Source organism: Flavobacterium sp. 140616W15 (genome assembly GCF_003668995.1).
Lineage (GTDB): Bacteria > Bacteroidota > Bacteroidia > Flavobacteriales > Flavobacteriaceae > Flavobacterium.
Window position 1 is genome coordinate 691399 of sequence record NZ_CP033068.1, and the last position, 18680, is coordinate 710078.

General features: G+C 31.8%; 18 protein-coding genes. 12 read left to right on the forward strand and 6 right to left on the reverse strand.

What is annotated here, in order from left to right:
- Positions 1-46: 46 nt before the first annotated feature.
- Positions 47-1540, forward strand: coding sequence for a malate:quinone oxidoreductase (locus tag EAG11_RS03070; RefSeq protein ID WP_129537848.1), 1494 nt, complete (start codon positions 47-49; stop codon positions 1538-1540).
- A 43-nt stretch (positions 1541-1583) separates the two neighbouring features.
- On the opposite strand, the gene EAG11_RS03075 is transcribed toward EAG11_RS03070, so the two are convergent.
- On the reverse strand, positions 1584-3812 hold the full coding sequence (locus EAG11_RS03075) for an FUSC family membrane protein (protein WP_129537849.1): 2229 nt from the start codon (positions 3810-3812) through the stop codon (positions 1584-1586).
- Between the two features lie 198 nt (positions 3813-4010).
- Here EAG11_RS03075 and def point away from each other — a divergent pair, with 198 nt between their 5' ends.
- From def to mazG, 3 genes are all read left to right on the forward strand, one after another.
- Positions 4011-4601, forward strand: coding sequence for a peptide deformylase (gene def, locus EAG11_RS03080; RefSeq protein WP_129537850.1), 591 nt, complete (start codon positions 4011-4013; stop codon positions 4599-4601).
- Positions 4602-4663: 62 nt separating this feature from the next.
- The gene (locus tag EAG11_RS03085; RefSeq protein ID WP_129537851.1) at positions 4664-5170 is read left to right on the forward strand and encodes a DUF5606 domain-containing protein; all 507 of its coding nucleotides are present in this window, start codon (positions 4664-4666) and stop codon (positions 5168-5170) included.
- A 75-nt stretch (positions 5171-5245) separates the two neighbouring features.
- Positions 5246-6016 (forward strand): nucleoside triphosphate pyrophosphohydrolase, encoded by a 771-nt coding sequence (gene mazG, locus EAG11_RS03090; RefSeq protein WP_129537852.1) that lies wholly within the window; start codon positions 5246-5248, stop codon positions 6014-6016.
- Here the strand turns inward: mazG and EAG11_RS03095 are convergent, their stop codons facing one another.
- A complete protein-coding gene (locus tag EAG11_RS03095) occupies positions 6017-6697 on the reverse strand; it encodes a Crp/Fnr family transcriptional regulator (RefSeq protein WP_129537853.1) in 681 nt (226 codons plus the stop codon).
- Between the two features lie 206 nt (positions 6698-6903).
- On the opposite strand from EAG11_RS03095, the gene EAG11_RS03100 reads away from it, so the two are divergent.
- The 8 genes from EAG11_RS03100 (at position 6904) to EAG11_RS03135 (ending at position 15711) form a co-directional block, all read left to right on the forward strand.
- On the forward strand, positions 6904-9285 hold the full coding sequence (locus EAG11_RS03100; RefSeq protein WP_129537854.1) for a heavy metal translocating P-type ATPase metal-binding domain-containing protein: 2382 nt from the start codon (positions 6904-6906) through the stop codon (positions 9283-9285).
- 118 nt (positions 9286-9403) lie between these two features.
- Positions 9404-9616 (forward strand): cbb3-type cytochrome oxidase assembly protein CcoS, encoded by a 213-nt coding sequence (gene ccoS, locus EAG11_RS03105; protein WP_129537855.1) that lies wholly within the window; start codon positions 9404-9406, stop codon positions 9614-9616.
- Between the two features lie 3 nt (positions 9617-9619).
- Positions 9620-11806, forward strand: coding sequence for a cytochrome-c oxidase, cbb3-type subunit I (gene ccoN, locus EAG11_RS03110; protein WP_129537856.1), 2187 nt, complete (start codon positions 9620-9622; stop codon positions 11804-11806).
- A 7-nt stretch (positions 11807-11813) separates the two neighbouring features.
- Positions 11814-11984 (forward strand): CcoQ/FixQ family Cbb3-type cytochrome c oxidase assembly chaperone, encoded by a 171-nt coding sequence (locus tag EAG11_RS03115; RefSeq protein WP_129537857.1) that lies wholly within the window; start codon positions 11814-11816, stop codon positions 11982-11984.
- Positions 11985-12012: 28 nt separating this feature from the next.
- Positions 12013-12954 (forward strand): cbb3-type cytochrome c oxidase N-terminal domain-containing protein, encoded by a 942-nt coding sequence (locus tag EAG11_RS03120; protein WP_129537858.1) that lies wholly within the window; start codon positions 12013-12015, stop codon positions 12952-12954.
- 4 nt (positions 12955-12958) lie between these two features.
- The gene (gene ccoG / locus EAG11_RS03125) at positions 12959-14377 is read left to right on the forward strand and encodes a cytochrome c oxidase accessory protein CcoG (RefSeq protein WP_129537859.1); all 1419 of its coding nucleotides are present in this window, start codon (positions 12959-12961) and stop codon (positions 14375-14377) included.
- Positions 14378-14389: 12 nt separating this feature from the next.
- Positions 14390-14839: a FixH family protein gene (locus tag EAG11_RS03130; protein WP_129537860.1), complete on the forward strand. Its 450-nt coding sequence runs from the start codon at positions 14390-14392 to the stop codon at positions 14837-14839.
- A 170-nt stretch (positions 14840-15009) separates the two neighbouring features.
- Positions 15010-15711 (forward strand): sulfite exporter TauE/SafE family protein, encoded by a 702-nt coding sequence (locus EAG11_RS03135; protein ID WP_129537861.1) that lies wholly within the window; start codon positions 15010-15012, stop codon positions 15709-15711.
- Positions 15712-15719: 8 nt separating this feature from the next.
- On the opposite strand, the gene hemN is transcribed toward EAG11_RS03135, so the two are convergent.
- From hemN to EAG11_RS03155, 4 genes are all read right to left on the reverse strand, one after another.
- Positions 15720-17084, reverse strand: a complete 1365-nt coding sequence (hemN, locus tag EAG11_RS03140; RefSeq protein WP_129537862.1) for an oxygen-independent coproporphyrinogen III oxidase — start codon at positions 17082-17084, stop codon at positions 15720-15722.
- A gap of 120 nt (positions 17085-17204) precedes the next feature.
- Positions 17205-17681 carry a hypothetical protein gene (locus EAG11_RS03145; RefSeq protein WP_129537863.1) on the reverse strand — a complete coding sequence of 159 codons (477 nt, stop codon included), beginning with the start codon at positions 17679-17681 and terminating at the stop codon, positions 17205-17207.
- Between the two features lie 115 nt (positions 17682-17796).
- Positions 17797-18144 (reverse strand): hypothetical protein, encoded by a 348-nt coding sequence (locus EAG11_RS03150; protein WP_129537864.1) that lies wholly within the window; start codon positions 18142-18144, stop codon positions 17797-17799.
- 101 nt (positions 18145-18245) lie between these two features.
- A complete protein-coding gene (locus EAG11_RS03155; protein ID WP_129537865.1) occupies positions 18246-18668 on the reverse strand; it encodes a DoxX family protein in 423 nt (140 codons plus the stop codon).
- Positions 18669-18680: the final 12 nt, after the last annotated feature.

An 18680-nucleotide genomic window follows, 5' to 3' on the forward strand; every position in this document is an offset into this window, starting at 1 on the left:
TTTTGCAATTTTATGAAGTACCTTTGCATTTTAAAATTTTCTTGTTATGTCCGACAAAACCATACGTTCAAATACCGAAGTAGTACTTATTGGTGCTGGAATTATGAGTGCAACTCTTGGGTTAATCTTAAAAGAATTACAGCCAGATTTAAAAATTGAAATTTACGAAAGATTAGATGTTGCCGCAGCCGAAAGCTCTGATGCTTGGAATAATGCTGGAACAGGACATTCAGCATTTTGTGAATTAAACTATACTCCAGAAAAAAATGGAAGTATTGATCCTAAGAAAGCAATTAGTATTGCTGAATCTTTTGAAGTTTCTCGTCAGTTTTGGTCATATTTAGTACAGCAAAACAAAATTACATCTCCAGATAATTTTATAAAAAGTGTTCCTCATATGAGTTTTGTTTGGGGAGAAAAAAATGTGGATTATCTTAAAAAAAGATTTGAGGCATTACAAAAAAATCCAATTTTTAAAGAGATGGTTTTTAGTACTGATTTTTCTCAATTAAAAGAATGGATGCCTTTGGTAATGGAGGGAAGAGATGCTTCTGATAAATTCGCAGCAACTTCTATGGCAATCGGGACCGATGTGAATTTTGGAGAATTAACAAGAAGCATGTTTAACTATCTAGGAAAATTAGATGGTGTAACAATTCATTTCAATCACGAAGTGAAAAAACTTAAGCAACGTGAAGATAAATCATGGAGAATTAAAATCACAGATTTAGCAACAGGTCAAACTAGAAAAGTATATACTAAATTTGTATTTATTGGTGCCGGTGGAGGTTCTTTGCCTTTGTTAGAAAAAGCAAATGTTGTTGAAGGAAAAGGTTTTGGAGGGTTTCCTGTGAGCGGGCAATGGTTAAAATGTACTAATCCAGAAGTTATTCTTCAGCATCAAGCTAAAGTTTACGGGAAAGCAAGTGTTGGTGCGCCACCTATGTCGGTTCCTCATATCGATACAAGAATGATTGATGGTGAAAGAGCTTTGCTTTTTGGTCCATTTGCAGGTTTTTCTACTCGATTTTTAAAGAATGGATCTTATATGGATTTACCTATGTCGATAAAAACAGATAATATAATGCCAATGTTGGCTGCAGGTTATCATAATATTCCGCTTACGAAATATCTAATTGAGCAAGTAAGACAATCTCCTAAAGATAGAATGAATGCTTTACGTGAATATTTGCCAAATGCAAAATCTAAAGATTGGAAATTAGAAAGAGCAGGACAGCGTGTTCAGGTTATTAAAAAAGATGAAAAAGAAGGCGGGATTCTAGAATTTGGAACAGAGGTTATTAATACCGAAGATGGAACATTAGCAGTTTTATTAGGAGCTTCTCCAGGAGCTTCAACAGCAGTTTCAATCATGGTCGGGTTGATTAATAAGTGTTTTAAAGATAAAGTTAAAACGCCAGAATGGAATGAAAAGTTCAAGGCAATGATTCCGTCTTATGGTCAGACTTTAAATGATAAACCAGAATTATTAGCTGAAATAAGAAAAAATACTGCTGCTGCTTTAAAGTTAAATAATTAACTAGCGCTGAAAATATGATTTAAATAAAAAATCCAGATTAATTTTAATCTGGATTTTTTGCTATAAACTCTTTTGTAATTGTTAGTATTTTATCAGATAGATCAGTCATCCATATTAATTGTTCGATTACTAGTTGTGCTTCTTGCATTTTGGATTCTCTAGCGTTTTCGTCAAGCTCATTGTCATTTTCTAATCTACTGAAATTTTTTCTTTTTAATTCTTCAAAATGGAAAGTCAATTTTTCTTTATTAATGTCTTTATTCTTGTATAAAGATGTTTTTCCATGTCTTAAAATGGCAATTGAGTGATTTAAATTAGAAATGACAATGTCAATTACAAAATTAAAAGATTCGGATGCCGAAGTCGTTTTATGAGACTGAATATAGGTTCCTAAAGAAGCTGAAGACGAAAGCAGGGAATGATTAAGAACCGCAAGCTTGTTTATTTGCGGAAGTTGTTTTTGCTTTGATTTTGGTTCTTGTATCATTCTCTGGAAAGAGGTCATAAGATTTCCAATTTCAATAAAAGCATTTTTTCTAGCCAAACGATAAGATGTTGGTAATGTTCCTTTTTTATTGTAATATTCCGCTATTTCTCGTAAATAATTTTTATTGGCTTCAATAGCTTTTTCTAAAAACGAGGCAGCATTCAAAAACTCCCAAGCTGGCCATAAATAATAATTTGCTAAAAAGGCCAATGTAGCACCAACGAGAGAATCTAATATTCTAAACTGAATTACTTCAAGGATATTAGGAGTTAAAATTCCGTAAACAAACACTACATACATAGTAACAAGTGTAGTACTGACTTTGTAATTGCTTTGTGTAAAAGAAATACCAATTAACATACATACAATAGCAAATATGCTTATCGCAATGTGATTGTGTACTAAGGATACAATTCCAAAAGCAATTAATCCTCCTAAGATGGTGCCGAAAACACGATTATAAGAACGTTCTTTGGTTAATCCATAACCAGGACGCATAATTACTACAATTGTTAATAAAATCCAGTATACGTTTTGAAATGGAAGTAATTTTCCAATTATAAAACCTACCATAATGGTTATGGTAAGTCGTAGCGAATGTCTGAAAAAAGTAGATGAGAAGCTAAAATTTTCAATTAATGTACGTATCGGATAATATTGTGGAGTTAAGAATTTTTCAAGTTCCTTGTTTTTTTCTTTAAAATCAAAAGAATGAATAGCCGATGAAAAAGCTAATTCCACGATTTTTATTTTTTCGACCTGCTTCTGAGCATATTTCAGCATATTGGTAAGCATCCAAACTCCTTCAGAAGCTTCAATTTTGCCTAGATTGTTTTTATATGCATCAATTGCAGATTCTAATCCATCGAGTTCTTTCTTTAGATCGTTTACAGAGATATATTTAGAAGCCTTATGGACACTTTTGGATAGTTTTTTTAAAGTCGAAGCGAGTTTATAAGCTAGATTCTGATAAGAACGTAGCGCTTCAGGATGGTCATTGAACTTTTTGTGTAATTTATTATGGTCAAATGATGTAGATAGTGCTAGCTCCTGAATTTCGACTAGTGTTATAAATACAATAAGCATCTTTCGATTTTGACTTGAGTCTCCAGATGTGGCTCTATTGCCAATAAGTACTTGTCTTAAATTTTCATGAATTTGGTTTAATTCAACCTGAAGATGTAATTGTTTTTCAATGATCTTTTTTCTGTCGGCGTCGGGATTCCATAAATCTCCTCTAAGTTTTAAGTATTTTGCAGTTAATCGAATTCCATCGGCAATTTGCAATTCGACATAACGATGCGGTTTAACGTAATGAAAAATAAGTGAAACAATTAAATAAAATAACCCTCCTGCAAATATATAGCTAGAATGCAATACAGCTTCCCAGCCTTCGTGTAAGTGAGCAAACGATAGTGAAATAGAAAGTAAAGCTGAGAATGATGCCATAGTTGCTCTTTGTCCATACACAGAAATCATAGACGATAGGAAGAGTAATATTCCTAAAAATGGATAAAACAACCAAGGAAATGGATAAACGAGATTAACCAATAGGTTAACGCATGAAACAATTAGAGCCGTAACTACAATCCCTTTTATCTTGTGTTTAAGATTACTAGGGATATCACTCGGATAAGTATAAAAAGCACCAAGAGCAATAGTGAAGCCAATTTCGAAATAACCTAAAAAGTTAAAAAACAGGACAGGAACAACAGATGCAAGTGTAACTTTTGAAGCGTTGATGAAGGAAGTACTGTTTGTGAATTTAACGATGCGATCGAACATATAATTAGGTTTACTAGCAAAGATAAGAATTGTATGAATTAGTTGCCAATTAATAGTAGCTTAGATTTAAATAGAAACCAAAAAGCATATAATCTAGTTTATAGAATTATTCATTGACTATTTTTTACTATTTTTGCCAACCTAATTCAGAATAATGAAATTCTAGATTAATAGTCGTTAATACATAATACAACAAGAATGATTTTACCAATTATAGGATATGGTGATCCTGTTTTAAGAAAAGTTGGAGAGACAGTTACGCCAGAATACCCAAACTTGAAAGAAACAATAGCTAACATGTACGAAACAATGTACAATGCTTATGGAGTAGGTCTTGCTGCGCCACAAGTTGGTTTGGCTTTGCGTTTATTTGTAATTGACACAACTCCTTTTAGTGATGACGAGGATTTGCCAGCTGATGAGCAAAAAGAATTAAAAGGATTTAAAAGAACTTTTATTAATGCCAAAATTCTAAAAGAAGATGGTGAAGAGTGGAGTTTTAATGAAGGTTGCTTGAGTATTCCTGATGTTCGTGAAGATGTTTACAGACATGAAAGAATTACAATTGAATATTGTGAAGAAGATTTTGTTGTAAAAACGGAAGTATTTGATGGTTTAATTGCGAGAGTAATTCAGCATGAATATGATCACATCGAAGGAATTTTGTTTACAGATAAAATCTCATCATTAAAGAAACGTTTAATTCAAAAGAAATTAAAAAATATTACCGAAGGCAAAACATTTCAAGAATACAGAATGAAATTTGCAGCCGCCAAAAAAGGGAGATAGTTTTGATTGTCTTTTTGTGAAAAAATAAAATAACCGAATTCTTAATACTAATTATAATAAACATGAATTTAGAAAAAATATTAGCTATTTCTGGGAAACCAGGTTTATACGCATTAAAAGTACAAACGCGTACAGGATTTGTAGCTGAATCATTAATTGATGGGAAAAAGATCACTGTTAGCTTAAAGAGTAATGTAAGTTTGCTGTCAGAAATTTCAATTTATACTTACGAAGGAGAAAAACCTTTATCAGAAGTAATGCAATTAATTGCAATAAAAGAAGACAAAGGACCAGCAATTTCTCACAAAGAAGATAATGCTACTTTAACAGCTTATTTTAAAGAAGTTTTACCGCAATATGATGAAGAAAGAGTATATCCTTCTGATATTAAAAAAGTATTAAACTGGTACAACATGCTTCAAGCAAAAGGATTAGTTACAGATTTAGCGCCTGCAGCTGCAGAATCTAAAGAAGAAACTCCGGTTTTGGAAGAGACAAAAAAAGCACCAGCAAAAAAAGCTAAAGCTACTGCTGAAAAAAATAGTTCCATTTTAATGAACGATATTTAATCCTGTTGAGATGATTTCTTAACAGGATTTTTTACATTTACATTAACTGCTTGCCCAACTTAAAAAGACTTCAAAATGAGTAAAGAATTGCAATTACAGGCTTTCGAAAGATTATTAAATATAATGGATGATTTGCGTGAAAAGTGCCCTTGGGACATGAAACAAACCATACAAAGTTTGCGCCATCTGACAATTGAAGAAACCTATGAATTGGGTGATGCAATTTTGGATAATGATCTTAATGAAGTAAAAAAAGAATTAGGAGATGTGTTGTTACATATTGTTTTTTATGCAAAAATAGGTAGTGAAACAAATGATTTTGATATTGCAGATGTATGCAATGAAATTTGTGATAAATTGATTCATCGTCATCCACATATTTACAGCGATACAGTTGTAAAAGATGAAGAAGAAGTAAAACAAAACTGGGAAAAACTGAAATTAAAAGAGGGAAAGAAGTCTGTTTTAGAGGGAGTTCCAAGAAGTTTACCAGCATTGGTTAAAGCAAGTAGAATACAAGATAAGGTAAAAGGAGTAGGTTTTGATTGGGAAGAACCACATCAGATTTGGGATAAAGTACAAGAAGAACTACAAGAACTACAGGTAGAAGTAGACGCTGGTGATCAGGATAAAATAGAAGCAGAGTTTGGAGATGTTTTATTCTCGATGATTAATTACGCTCGATTTTTAAATGTAAATGCTGAAGATGCTTTGGAGCGCACTAATAAAAAATTTATAAAACGCTTTCAATATCTTGAGAGCAAAGCAAGTGAATTAGGAAAGCCGTTAATGGATATGACTTTGGCCGAAATGGATGTTTTTTGGAACGAAGCAAAAAAGTTATAATTATTCAGCCATTTTTTTTAATGCACTAAAATTTTTCAAAACAATTTTTTTACCAATTAAATCGATAACTTCTAGTTTTTTAAAATCAGATAATAATCGGATACAACTTTCAGTAGCAGTACCAATCATACTTGCCAGCTCATCCCTAGAGAGTTGTATTTTAAGTGTTTTGTCTTTGTTTTCGCCAAAAGTATCATATAAGTATAATAAGGTTTCAGCCAAACGTGATTTAACAGTCTTTTGAGCTAAAGAAACTGTGTGGTTATCAGAGTCTTTTAAGTCTTCACAAATAGTTTTCATGACATTCATAGAAAACTGATTGTTTTGATTAAAGAAAGTAATAATCTCTGATTTTGGAATGAAACATACCTCCATATCATCTAAAGCTTTTGCACTTAAATTGGCAGGTTCATTGCTAATCATTGATCGTTGCCCTAAAAGTTCTCCAGACTTTACAAGCTTTACAATTTGATCTTTACCATTGGCACTTAGTTTAGAAAGTTTACCAACGCCATCTTTTACACAAAAAACTCCATTAGTAACTTCACCTTCTTCAAAGATAGGATCGCCTTTTTTAATGGTGTATGTGGTTTTACTATTTGCTAGTTTAATAACTTCATCTTTGTTTAAAGCTTTTAACGAGGTAAGTTGTCTTACGATACATTGATCACATTTATTCATAGGAAGGTTATTTGCCTGCAAAATTAGGTATTATTATGATTTTATACGCCTAAATTTTTATAATAATGATAGAAATGTAATTTCTATAGGTTTATTCCCAATTTATTTTATTAAATTTAAAAATGTATTTTAAGAGCTATGATAAATGTCATATTTTTTGGTTAGTTGGTTCAAGACCTTTGTACAAGCTTAAAAGTGGTTAAATTATGAGTGTCCAAAATTGTTTTCATTGTGGTTTAATTATCCCAAAAAATGAATTAATTGTTTTTGATGAAAAAGAGTTTTGTTGCAGTGGATGTAAAACAGTTTATGAGATTTTTAGTCTAAATGACCTAACTTGTTATTATGATTTCGAGAAGTCTCCAGGGGCAACGCCTCAAGATATTCAAGGTAAATATGATTTTCTGGATAATGAGAGTATTCAGCTTAAATTATTAGAATTTCAGGAAGATACCACAGCAATAGTTTCGTTGAATATTCCGCATATTCATTGTAGCTCTTGTATTTGGATTTTGGAAAACTTAAGTCGTCTTAAACCAGGAATTAGTGCTTCACAGGTTAATTTTCCAGAAAAAAAAGTTAGGATTACCTACAATTCAGAAAAGATTACTCTTAAAGAAATTGCTTATTTATTAAGTTCGATAGGGTATGAACCTTATATAAGTTTGGAAAATTATGAGGCAGGTAAGAATAATGTCGATAGAAGTTTAACCTATAGATTAGGAGTAGCTTTCTTTTGTTTTGGAAATATTATGTTACTTTCTTTTCCTGAATATTTTGAAGTAAAAGAATTTTGGTTAGATAACTATAAACCTTTTTTTCGCTGGCTGATATTAATTTTGGCTATGCCGAGTTTCTTGTATTCAGCAAGTATTTACTATGTTTCAGCTTATAAAAGTATAAAAAGCAAAATGCTAAATATAGATATTCCTATTGCTTTAGGGATCATCGTTATGTTTATACGAAGTACTTTTGATATTGTCATGGATTATGGTCCAGGCTTTTTTGACAGCTTGACAGGATTAATTTTCTTTATGTTATTAGGGAAGATGTTTCAAATTAAAACCTATAGTTTTTTAAGTTTCGAAAGAGATTTTAAGTCTTATTTTCCAATTGCAGTAACTAGAATAAATCCCAATACTCCAGAAGAAAGTATTCCTATTTATGACATTGATAAAGGAGACCGGTTATTGATTAGAAATCAAGAGTTAATACCTGTTGATGGAATTTTGATTAGTGAACAAGCTGAAATTGATTATAGCTTTGTAACTGGCGAGGCAGTTCCTATTACTAAAAAATCAGGAGATAAAGTTTTTGCAGGAGGGAAGCAAATTGGAAAAGTAATTGAGATGGAAGTGCTTCATACTGTATCTCAGAGTTATTTAACGCAGTTGTGGGGAAATGATATTTTTCAGAAAGATGTTCAACAAAAACATAAAACGATAACTGACGCGATAAGTCGTTATTTTACACCAATTTTATTATTAATTGCTTTTGCTGGCTTTGGTTATTGGATATTTATTGATGCCAATACCGCTTTTAATGTTTTTACAGCAGTACTTATTGTAGCATGTCCGTGTGCCTTAGCACTAACAGCGCCATTTACATTTGGAAATATTTTAAGAATTTTAGGGAAACAAAAGTTTTATTTAAAAAATGCCCTGGTTATTGAGCAACTCGCCAAAGTTGATACGTTGGTTTTTGATAAAACAGGAACCATTACAACCAATAAAAAATCGAACATTGCATATGAGGGAGAACCGCTTTCTGATGAAAATCGAATCATGTTAAAAAATGTACTTCGAGCTTCAAATCATCCTTTGAGCCGTATGTTATATGAATCATTACCAGAGTCTGACCGAATAAAATTAGATGATTTTGAAGAAATAACAGGGAAAGGAATTATGGCAGTAATCCAAAATCACCAGTTTCAAATAGGGTCTTTCTCTTTTGTAGGAGGTCAACAAGAGAATTTAATTAAGCAAACGTCGCTTCATATTAAAATCGATGGGGCTTATTATGGAAAATATATATTTAATAATCAATATCGAGAAGGATTAGAGGATTTGTTTCAAGAATTGAGTTTGAACTATAAGATTAAAGTTCTCTCTGGTGATAATGATGGAGAACGAGAGACCTTAGAAAAACTTTTACCCAAAGAGACAGAACTTGTTTTTAATCAAAAACCAGAACAAAAGTTGGCGTTTATTAAAAATCTACAAGATCAGGGACATAATGTTATGATGATTGGCGATGGATTAAATGATGCAGGTGCCTTGGCGCAAAGTAATGTTGGAGTTTCTATTTCAGAGAATGTCAATGTTTTTTCACCTGCTTGTGATGCTATTTTGGATGCAACTGAATTTAAACGTTTGAGTTATTTTTTGAAACTATCAAAAAATTCGATTAAGATTATTAAAATGAGCTTTGTTTTATCGTTACTATACAATGTTGTAGGATTGTCTTTTGCGGTTACTGGAAATTTACTTCCTTTAGTTGCGGCTATTATAATGCCTTTGAGTACAATTACGATAGTGAGTTTTGTGACTTTAGCATCTAACTATTTCAGCAGAAGTAGTTTAAAATGATTATAAATAATTCAACTGTTATTTTTTCATAATTTTAACATATACTGACTGAGCATGATAAATGTCATATTTTAAAAGAATGCTTAAAAGTAATTTTGTATAACTTAATTTTAAGGATATGAGTGTAATTTACTTATTAATCTCCGTTAGTATTTTCATTGCAATTGGCTTTTTTATAGCATTTGTGGTAGCAGTCAAAAAAGGGCAATACGACGATGATTATACCCCCTCAGTTAGAATGCTTTTTGATGACGAAATCAAAAAAAATCCCAGCGGTAGAATAAAAACTCCCAACAATAAAATAAAAATAACCACAGAAAAACAAATCTAGATTATGGAAATGCAACAATTTTATTACGACAACAAAATTGTAAAGAAATTCATCTATGCGACCATTCTTTTTGGTGTAGTAGGAATGCTGGTCGGCCTTACATTGGCCGTTATGTACCTCTTTCCTAATATTACCGACGGGATCTCATGGTTAAGCTACGGACGATTAAGACCTTTACATACCAATGCAGTTATTTTTGCCTTTGTAGGAAACGCATTCTTTGCAGGGATGTACTATTCTTTGCAACGACTCTTAAAAGCAAGAATGTTTAGTGACTTTTTAAGTGGTCTACATTTTTGGGGATGGCAATTAATTATCGTTGCTGCGGCTATTACATTACCTTTAGGTTATACTTCATCAAAAGAATATGCCGAATTAGAATGGCCTATTGATATCGCTATTGCTTTAATTTGGGTTGTAATGGGTATCAATATGATTGGTACAATTTTAAAACGTAGAGAACGTCACTTGTATGTGGCTATTTGGTTCTACTTGGCCACATTTGTTACTGTTGCAGTATTACATATTTTTAATAATATAGAAATACCTGTTTCAGCAATGAAAAGTTATTCTGTTTACGCAGGAGTTCAGGATGCTTTAGTACAATGGTGGTACGGACACAATGCAGTCGCTTTTTTCTTGACTACTCCATTTTTAGGAATGATGTATTATTTTGTTCCTAAAGTTGCAAACCGTCCAGTATATTCTTATCGTTTATCGATTATACATTTCTGGTCATTAATTTTTATATACATCTGGGCTGGTCCTCACCACTTATTGTATTCAGCATTACCAAACTGGGCACAAAATTTAGGAGTAGCTTTCTCAGTTATGTTGCTTGCTCCATCTTGGGGAGGTATGATAAACGGACTTTTAACACTAAGAGGTGCATGGGATAAAGTTCGTGAAGAACCAGTTTTAAAATTCTTCGTTGTTGCAATTACAGGTTATGGTATGGCAACTTTTGAAGGGCCAATGCTTTCTTTTAAAAATGTAAATGCTATTGCGCATTATACAGACTGGATCGTTGCTCACGTACACGTAGGTGCACTAGCATGGAATGGGTTTATGACTTTTGGTATGATTTATTGGTTAATACCAAGAATGACGAAAACTACTTTATTCTCTAAAAAATTAGCGAATTTCCATTTCTGGATTGGTACTTTAGGAATTATATTATATACAATACCAATGTACGTTGCTGGTTTTCAGCAGGCTTCGATGTGGAAACAGTTTAATCCAGATGGAACTTTAACTTATGGAAACTTCCTAGAAACAGTTACAGCAATTATGCCATTGTATTGGATGAGAGCTATTGGTGGTACTTTTTACCTTGTAGGAATGTTAGTTTTGGTTTATAATATAATTCAAACATTACGAGTTGGTAGCCCAATTGAAGATGAATTGGCAGAAGCTCCAGCATTAGAAAAAATTAGTAGCAGTAGAGTTCGTGGAGAAAAATTCCACTCATGGTTAGAAAGAAAACCTATTCAGTTAACTATTTTGGCAACAATTGCTATTTTAATTGGAGGAATTATTCAAATTGTTCCTACAATTATGGTAAAATCAAATATACCTACAATAACAAGTGTTAAGCCATATACACCATTAGAACTTGAAGGACGTGATTTATATATTCGTGAAGGTTGTGTTGGATGTCACTCTCAATCAGTAAGACCATTTAGAAGTGAGGTTGAGCGTTATGGACCACAATCAAAAGCAGGAGAGTTCGTATACGATCATCCATTCTTATGGGGGTCAAAACGTACAGGACCAGATTTATTAAGAGTAGGAGGTAAGTACAATGATAACTGGCACTTTAATCACTTCTGGAATCCACAAAGTATATCAGCAGGTTCAATCATGCCAGGATACAAATGGTTATTCGATAATAAACCAATGGATATTTCATTGACTCAAAAGAAAATGGAAGTAATGGTTCAATTAGGAGTTCCATATTCACCTGAAGAAGTAGCTAATGCTCAAAAATTATTGAGAGCACAAGCACTTAAAATTGAAAAGAACTTAGAGAACGACCCTGATTATGTTGCTAGTTATGCTGATAGTAAGAAAAAAGCAGAAGCTAAAGGAGAGAAATTCATTCCGATGAATGAAAGAGAAATTGTAGCGCTTATTGCTTACATGCAAAGATTAGGAACAGATATCAAAGTAAAAGAGACTTCAAAATAGAGAAATTATGTTTGAACAAGTAAAACACAACTTAGAGACTATTGCGGGAGTAGAGATATTCCCGATACTTTCCTTGCTAATTTTTTTCCTTTTTTTTGTCTGCCTAGGGATCTGGGTATTCTCATACGGAAAAGAAAAAATTGATGAAATGAGTCAAATTCCGTTGGACGAAAATTAAATTGTAGAATTAAAAAATAATATATAAAATGAAAAAATTAATTCCAGTATATATACGATTGCCACTAATTTTCTTCATCGTTTTTGGTGCAATGGAATATTTTATAGACTCAGGTGATAAGCCTGCATTTATAAAATACCCAATGGTTTCTGTCTTTTTATTCGTATTTCTTTTCCTTTTAATAGCAATAGAAATTACAGTAAGTGCAATAGACCGAATTACTTATAATCTGTTAACAGATGAACAGAAAGCGAAACTTGAAATTGATAGTAATTTGAGTTTAAAAGAAAGAGCTTGGTATAAAAATTTAATGCAAAAATTAACAAAAACGGAGCCGATGGAAACAGAAGCAAGTTTGTTATTAGATCATGATTATGATGGCATTAAAGAGTTAGATAATAACTTACCACCATGGTGGATTTATTTATTCTATATCACTATCGTCTTCGCTGTAGCTTATGTAGTACATTATGATGTATTAGGTGGGGAAGACCAAGAGATGGAGTTGAAAAAAGAGATGGCACAAGCTAAGATAGATGTTGAAGAATATCTTAAAACAGCTCCAGATTTGATGGATGAGAAAACAGTTACCCTGTTAACAGATCCAGCTGATCTTGCTGCCGGAAAAGAAATTTTCACAACAGATTGTGCTGCCTGTCACCGAGCTGATGGAGGAGGGCAAATTGGTCCAAATTTAACAGATAACCACTGGATTTTAGGTGGGGGAATAAAAGAAATATTCCACACCATAACCAATGGAGGACGAGACGGAAAAGGAATGATAGCATGGAAAGGGACATTAAAACCTAAAGAGATACAAAAGGTAGCTAGTTATATTTTGTCTCTACAAGGAAGTAACCCTAAAGACCCAAAAGAACCAGAAGGAGAAATTTGGGTTGATAAAGATGCATCAAAAACTGATGCAGGAGGAGTAACCACACAAACAGATTCTACACAAGTTAAAAAATAATACAATGTCAAATTTACCAGACGAAGCTTTTAGAGATACCATCGGAACAATAGATGAAGGGGGTAATAGAAAATTTATTTTCCCTAAGAAACCGTCTGGTAAATTTTATGAATACAGGAAACTGGTTAGTTATGTTTTATTAGCCATTTTAGTTGCAAATCCGTTTATAAAAGTAAATGGAAATCAATTTATGATGTTCAATATTTTAGAACGCCGTTTTAATATATTTGGATTCCCTTTTTGGCCTCAGGATTTTTATCTTTTTGTAATATCAATGCTCGTTGGTATTGTATTTATAATCTTATTTACAGTAGTGTATGGGCGTATTTTTTGTGGATGGATTTGTCCGCAAACTATATTTTTAGAACTAGTTTTTCGCCGAATAGAATATTGGATTGATGGAGATAGAGGAGCACAATCTCGATTAGCCAGACAAGAATGGAATGGAGAGAAAATTAGAAAAAGACTAACGAAATGGTTTATCTTTTTTCTTATCTCGTTTTTGATTGGTAACGTTTTCTTAGCTTATCTAGTAGGAAGTGATCAATTGTTTTTAATGATTGAAGAAGGGCCAATCAAACAATCAAATAACTTTATAGCCTTATTATTATTTACTGGAGTTTTCTACTTTATATTTGTTTGGTTCCGTGAGCAAGTTTGCATTATAGCCTGTCCATACGGAAGATTACAAGGTGTGCTTTTGGATAATAAATCTATTAATGTAGCTTATGACTTTGTTAGAGGAGAAAAAGAACTAGGTAGAGCTAAATATAATAAACAAGAAGATAGAGCAGCATCAGGAAAAGGAGATTGTATTGACTGTAAGCAATGTGTGCATGTTTGCCCGATGGGAATTGATATTAGAAACGGAACTCAATTAGAATGTACAAATTGTACAGCTTGTATTGACGAATGTGATACTATCATGGAAAATATAGGTTTACCAAAAGGACTTATTAGGTACGCTTCTGAAGATGAAATCGAGAAAAAAGAACCTTTCCGATTTACTGCTAGAATGAAAGGATATACAGCAGTATTGATTATCTTGCTGGGTATTTTTGTTGGAATGCTTTTCTTAAGAAATGATGTTCAAGCTGTAGTTTTACGTTTACCTGGACAGCTTTTCCAACACAAAGGAGATAAAATTAGTAATATTTATACGTACAAGATTGTCAATAAAACAATAAATGATTTTAATGACATTCATTTTGAATTGATTGATCAAAAAGGTACTATAAAAAATGTTGGTACACAAAAGTTTAAAGTTCCAAAACAAGGAATTTCACAAGGAACATTGTTCATAGAAATAGATCAGGCGCTTTTAGAAAGTGATAAAACTAAGGTAGAAATAGGTGTTTTTAACGGTGATAAATTAATCGAAAAGACATCAACAAACTTTTTAGGACCGAGAAGTTTTAATTAAAAAAATAATATCATGAAAATTAACTGGGGAACAGCAATAGTAATTGCATTTGGATTGTTTATGACATTCATTTTATACTTTGTTTTTAAAGTACAATCCGATAGTAAGTATAGCAATGATTTGGTTGTTGAAGAATATTATAAACATGATTCCCATTTTGGAGAAGAAATGGATCGTGTTCAAAATGCTCATGATTTGAAATCAAGACCTACAATTATTGCTATGAAAGATGGAGTTAAAATTATTTTCCCAAATACTTTTGAAAGTAAAAATATAAAAGGTGAGGTGCTAATGTACCGTCCATCAAATAAAAAACTAGATTTTAATACAGCAATTACTTTAACAAATTCTGAATTATTGATTCCTCAAAAGAAATTAATAAAAGGACGTTGGGATGTTAATATGGAATGGCAATACGATGGTAAACAGTATTTAACTAAAGAAGTTGTTTACATTAATTAAAATGGTATTAACAGTATCAAGTAGTTTATTGAATGTAATAGGCAAAAGGATACTAAATGCAAAAGAATTTAGTTTATAGTCGCACGTCTGATGTAATCTATTTAGATAAAAATATCTCTTTTAGATTGTCATAAACAATGTATCGAGAATAGATACTAATATAAATAACAATGCTTTATTCAGCTTTTATATTCGGTTTAATCAGTAGTTTTCACTGTATAGGTATGTGTGGCCCTATTGCTATGATGTTGCCTGTAGATAAGCAAATTGGGGTAAAAAAAGCAACACAAGTTACAGTCTACCACTTAGGTAGATTGTTTGCGTATGGGACAATTGGATTGGTTTTTGGATTACTAGGAAAAGGTTTTTTTCTTGCTGGAATTCAGCAAAAAATATCCATTGTCATTGGAGTAATTATGATAATTGTAGTTCTAACTCCAGAGAGAATATTTGCACAATACAACTTTTCAAAACCAGTTTATAAGCTCATTTCAAAAATAAAAACCAATCTAGGTAAGCATTTTAGAAGTAAAAGTTATAAGTCACTTTTTATTATTGGAGTACTTAATGGATTTTTGCCATGCGGAATGGTATATGTAGCATTGTTTGGAGCTATTGCTATGCAAAGTGCCGAATTGGGTGTTTTGTATATGATCTTGTTTGGCTTAGGAACGGTTCCTTTAATGACCAGTGTAGTATATTTTAATTCGTTTATTTCACAATCCACTCGCAATAAATTTCAAAAAGCAATTCCTTATGTTGCTGTTATTATTGGAGTTTTGTTTATTCTGAGAGGCTTGGGTCTTGGAATTCCGTATTTATCTCCATCAAATATGAGCTTATTTGTTCAGGAGACACCTAATTGTCATTAATTAGGAGTTTAAATAGTCATCGAAAACAAACTTGTCTCTGGTGCTTTTCTCTTTAAATGTAAATCAAAAGCCATACAGATATTACGTACAAAAGGTTTTCCTGCTTCTGTAACGTTTATTTTTTGATTCTCGATAATAAGTAATCCATCATTCTCCATTTCTTTTAGCTGAACTAGGATTTCTGGTATCTCTTTAAAATAGTCACTTTCTTTACTCCATGTAGTCTCAAAATTACACATTAAGTTTAAGATGTGTTTTCTAATAATAAGATCCTCTTCAGTTAGTATATGCCCTTTTACAACAGGAAGTTTATCCCACTCTAATAATTGGTAGTAGTCTTCAATACTTTTTACATTTTGAGCAAAACTATACCAACTGTCACTAATTGATGAAACGCCAAGTCCAATCATTAATTGGGTTTTGGAAGCGCTATATCCCATGAAATTACGATGCAATTTCCCTTCTTTAAAAGCAGTGTATAAATGGTCAGATTTTAAAGCAAAATGATCCATTCCAATTTCATAATACTCATTTTTATATAATAGTTCTTTTCCAATTTCGTATAATTTTCGTTTTTCGGCATCTTTAGGGACGTTCTCATCACTAAAACCTCTTTGTCCGTTCCCTTTAATCCAGGGCACATGTGCGTAGCTATAAAAAGCCAAACGATCAGGTTGTAGTGAATTTGTTTTCTCTATGGTGTCGATAATATCTTCAACTCCCTGAAAAGGCAAGCCAAAAATTAAATCATGGCTTATAGATGTATAACCAATTTCTTTGGCCCAAAACGTAACTTTAGCCACATTATGGAAAGATTGTTCACGATGAATTGCTTTTTGTACTTTTTGAGAGTAATCTTGAACTCCGTAACTCACTCTTCGAAATCCTAAATTATATAGTTTTTGTAAATGTTCGTAAGTTGTATTATTAGGATGCCCTTCAAAACTAAATTCATGTTCTTTAGCTTTTTCAGCATAAGAAAAAATACCATTAATTAAATCTTCAAGATTTTTAGGGGAGAAGAAAGTAGGTGTTCCCCCCCCTAAGTGAATCTCTTTTATTATGGGTTTTTCATTAAGAAGTTTACAATACAGGCTCCATTCTTTTATTACTGCTTCTATATATGGATTTTCTACATCATGGTTTTTTGTAATTCGTTTGTTGCAACCACAAAAAGTACACATGCTTTCGCAAAAAGGTAAATGGATATATAGACTAATTCCGTCTTTTTGATTGCTTTCGGCGAATGATTTTTGCAAAGAATCAATCCAAAGTTGATAGGTGAAATCATTTTCATTCCAGTAAGGAACAGTAGGATAGCTAGTGTATCTTGGTCCCGGAACATTATATTTTTGTATCAACGAATTTTTCATAATAAGAAATTTAATGGAAATCAAAATTAATCAGAAACATAAGTGATTAAAATGATAATTATCATAATGTAATTCAAAAAAAAGAGGCTCATCTGGAGCCTCTTTTTTTTGAATTAAGAATTAATCTGAAATGCAATCTTGGATGATTTGTACCCATTTTTTACCTAATTGTTGATCTTCATGCAAACAAACTTGATTTATTTGATCATCTTCAATATTGTAAAATGGAATTACAATTTTTTGTCCTGTTGTTTTATCTTGAAACTCAAAATCAACTTTTATGATACTATCTGAGTTTGCATCTGTTGTTGGTACTAATCGACAAGATTTAACAAGATTTAAATCTATGAATGAACTTTCATTTTTTCCTTTATTGAAATTCATTGATATAAAACCTTTGTTTGTTTTATCTATAGCTAGAATTTTTTTGTTTTGTGATTCGGTTAAATCAAAGTTGAATTTTCCATTTTGGCTATATTTTTCTTTTATAGCTTGGATTCTAGCTTTGTTAAGAGAATTAGAACGGTAAGAGAAATAAAGAGGTAAAAGTGATATTACGGCAAGTGCGATACCTATGATAGTTACGGAGTTATCCATTATTGTTTTTATTTAAAATTTAATTATATAACATGAAATAATAAACAGAATGCGATGGGCAAACTATTTATTTGAGAAGATATTAATCTTCAATTGCTAAAATCATGAGATTTAATTACCAGAAATAATGGAAAGGATAAAGTAATATTGAGATTTTTTTTCTCTGATTTATGATTTGATCTGCAAAATTGAATATGCTTTTTTTAATGTTGTAATCGGGGATTACAATTAAAAAAGTATCAAACCATTTAGATAAAGAAGGGTAATTTGTTTTTAAATCAGCAATAACATGAAAACTTGCTTGAGGCTGAATAAAAGCCGAAGATTTAATGCTATCGGAAGTGAAATTTGATTCTGTTTTCTGAGGTTGAATTACATCAATAACAACTTTGTCTGCATTATAAGCAGATAAAAAGAGCATTAAGAGCCCAACAAAGATGATTACTTTTCGAATCCAAGTCATGCTACAAATCTAATCTATAAAATGTAATTTAGGTACTTTTTATGAAAAAAATAGCATAATAATAAGACAATTGTTGGTCTCTAAATGTTTTTTTAGATTTGTTATTGTTGCATTTTAAAATAATAATCGGCTGAATGTTTTCCGCTACCATAAAAAAAGAAAAATAGGCATACCATAAAAACACAAATAGCCAATAGTAAATTTTGTGAATGCATTTCGCCCATAAAATTAACCAATATTGCTCCTAATAAGATTGGCAATTGTGCACCAATCGCCCATCGGGTTAGCAATCCAAAAACAATCATAATACCTCCAATCATATGGGCAGGTGCAATGTAATGTATAAGAAACATTCCACCACCAAATTTGTCAATTGGAGATATTAAATCATGTAAATACTGGATATTAGTAATGAAGAAGACTCCTTTCATAAATAAAAATACCCCCAAAGCAATACGTAATAAATCTACTGGTAAATAAGTGTGCGCATTTGCCCATTTATTTAAATTTTTTACATTTTCCATGATACTATAGTT

Bases quoted from the DNA above. Each gene is read 5' to 3' on its own strand.
- EAG11_RS03150 (WP_129537864.1), bottom strand. From the start codon at position 18,144: ATGACTTGGATTCGAAAAGTAATCATCTTTGTTGGGCTCTTAATGCTC.
- EAG11_RS03120 (WP_129537858.1), top strand. From the start codon at position 12,013: ATGAAAAAATTAATTCCAGTATATATACGATTGCCACTAATTTTCTTC.
- EAG11_RS03095 (WP_129537853.1), bottom strand. From the start codon at position 6,697: ATGAATAAATGTGATCAATGTATCGTAAGACAACTTACCTCGTTAAAA.
- hemN (WP_129537862.1), bottom strand. From the start codon at position 17,084: ATGAAAAATTCGTTGATACAAAAATATAATGTTCCGGGACCAAGATAC.
- EAG11_RS03075 (WP_129537849.1), bottom strand. From the start codon at position 3,812: ATGTTCGATCGCATCGTTAAATTCACAAACAGTACTTCCTTCATCAAC.
- ccoN (WP_129537856.1), top strand. From the start codon at position 9,620: ATGGAAATGCAACAATTTTATTACGACAACAAAATTGTAAAGAAATTC.
- ccoS (WP_129537855.1), top strand. From the start codon at position 9,404: ATGAGTGTAATTTACTTATTAATCTCCGTTAGTATTTTCATTGCAATT.
- EAG11_RS03115 (WP_129537857.1), top strand. From the start codon at position 11,814: ATGTTTGAACAAGTAAAACACAACTTAGAGACTATTGCGGGAGTAGAG.
- EAG11_RS03135 (WP_129537861.1), top strand. From the start codon at position 15,010: ATGCTTTATTCAGCTTTTATATTCGGTTTAATCAGTAGTTTTCACTGT.
- EAG11_RS03070 (WP_129537848.1), top strand. From the start codon at position 47: ATGTCCGACAAAACCATACGTTCAAATACCGAAGTAGTACTTATTGGT.
- EAG11_RS03155 (WP_129537865.1), bottom strand. From the start codon at position 18,668: ATGGAAAATGTAAAAAATTTAAATAAATGGGCAAATGCGCACACTTAT.
- def (WP_129537850.1), top strand. From the start codon at position 4,011: ATGATTTTACCAATTATAGGATATGGTGATCCTGTTTTAAGAAAAGTT.
- EAG11_RS03130 (WP_129537860.1), top strand. From the start codon at position 14,390: ATGAAAATTAACTGGGGAACAGCAATAGTAATTGCATTTGGATTGTTT.
- ccoG (WP_129537859.1), top strand. From the start codon at position 12,959: ATGTCAAATTTACCAGACGAAGCTTTTAGAGATACCATCGGAACAATA.
- EAG11_RS03145 (WP_129537863.1), bottom strand. From the start codon at position 17,681: ATGGATAACTCCGTAACTATCATAGGTATCGCACTTGCCGTAATATCA.
- EAG11_RS03085 (WP_129537851.1), top strand. From the start codon at position 4,664: ATGAATTTAGAAAAAATATTAGCTATTTCTGGGAAACCAGGTTTATAC.
- mazG (WP_129537852.1), top strand. From the start codon at position 5,246: ATGAGTAAAGAATTGCAATTACAGGCTTTCGAAAGATTATTAAATATA.
- EAG11_RS03100 (WP_129537854.1), top strand. From the start codon at position 6,904: ATGAGTGTCCAAAATTGTTTTCATTGTGGTTTAATTATCCCAAAAAAT.